The following is a 990-nucleotide window of genomic DNA, read 5'->3' as shown; positions in this document are numbered from 1 at the left end:
GGTCTGAGTGGACTTGAACCACCGACCTCACCCTTATCAGGGGTGCGCTCTAACCACCTGAGCTACAGACCCAATAAAGTGACTCTTTTCTAAACAAACAATCTGTGTGAACACTTACGAGCGCTTCGTAAGGAGGTGATCCAACCGCAGGTTCCCCTACGGTTACCTTGTTACGACTTCACCCCAGTCATGAATCACACCGTGGTAAACGCCCTCCCGAAGGTTAAGCTATCTACTTCTGGTGCAACCCACTCCCATGGTGTGACGGGCGGTGTGTACAAGGCCCGGGAACGTATTCACCGTGACATTCTGATTCACGATTACTAGCGATTCCGACTTCATGGAGTCGAGTTGCAGACTCCAATCCGGACTTAGACGTACTTTATGAGGTCCGCTTGCTCTCGCGAGGTCGCCTCCCTTTGTATACGCCATTGTAGCACGTGTGTAGCCCTGGTCGTAAGGGCCATGATGACTTGACGTCGTCCCCACCTTCCTCCGCTTTATCAACGGCAGTCTCCTTTGAGTTCCCGACCGAATCGATGGCAACAAAGGATAAGGGTTGCGCTCGTTGCGGGACTTAACCCAACATTTCACAACACGAGCTGACGACAGCCATGCAGCACCTGTCTCATAGCTCCCGAAGGCACTCTCGCATCTCTGCAAGATTCTATGGATGTCAAGACCAGGTAAGGTTCTTCGCGTTGCATCGAATTAAACCACATGCTCCACCGCTTGTGCGGGCCCCCGTCAATTCATTTGAGTTTTAACCTTGCGGCCGTACTCCCCAGGCGGTCGATTTATCGCGTTAGCTTCGGAGCCCATCACTCTAGGCAACAAACTCCAAATCGACATCGTTTACAGCGTGGACTACCAGGGTATCTAATCCTGTTTGCTCCCCACGCTTTCGCATCTCAGCGTCAGTATCTGTCCAGAAGGCCGCCTTCGCCACCGGTATTCCTCCACATCTCTACGCATTTCACCGCTACACGT

1 rRNA gene is annotated in these 990 nt (G+C 52.6%); it reads right to left on the bottom strand.

Annotated features, from left to right (window positions below):
• Nucleotides 1-128 precede the first annotated feature (128 nt).
• Nucleotides 129-990: ribosomal RNA gene (locus tag A9G12_RS02330) — 16S ribosomal RNA — on the bottom strand; the annotation flags it as partial.

This window comes from Gilliamella sp. wkB112 (assembly GCF_001690685.1).
In the GTDB taxonomy this organism is placed as follows: Bacteria; Pseudomonadota; Gammaproteobacteria; order Enterobacterales; family Orbaceae; genus Gilliamella; species Gilliamella apicola_J.
Note: the sequence above shows the minus strand (reverse complement) of the source record. Positions and strands in the feature narration are given on the sequence as shown.